Consider the following 432-nt stretch of genomic DNA (forward strand, 5'->3'; position numbering starts at 1 on the left):
GCCAGCGACTCAATGGACACCACCGGCTGACCCGCCGCATCCGCCACCTCCAACGCCACCGCATCCGACCCCACCCGGGTCAACCGCACCCGCACCACCGACGCACCCGAGGCATGCAACCGCACCCCCGACCACGCAAACGGAACACGCACCGCCTCCCCATCCTCCTCCGAGGCAATCAGCGCCACCGCATGCAAAACGGCGTCCAGCAGCGCCGGATGCACCCCGAAACGCTCGACTTCACCGACCCGCTCCTGCGGAAGACGGACCTGAGCGAACACCTCCTCACCACACCGCCAGACCGCCTCCAACCCGCGGAAAGCCGGACCATAACCAAACCCACGCTCAACAAACCCGGCATAAAACCCCTCCGGATCCGACATCACCACCTCAGCACCCACCGGAGGCCACTGCTCCAACACCACCCCACCA

The 432-nt window shown here is 66.7% G+C and carries 1 protein-coding gene; it reads right to left on the reverse strand.

Annotation, left to right across the window (positions count from 1 at the left end):
* Window positions 1-432: polyketide synthase dehydratase domain-containing protein (locus JK364_RS54645; RefSeq protein WP_201858915.1), on the reverse strand; the 432-nt coding region annotated here is incomplete at both ends.

Source organism: Streptomyces endocoffeicus (genome assembly GCF_016741935.1).
Lineage (GTDB): Bacteria > Actinomycetota > Actinomycetes > Streptomycetales > Streptomycetaceae > Streptomyces > Streptomyces endocoffeicus.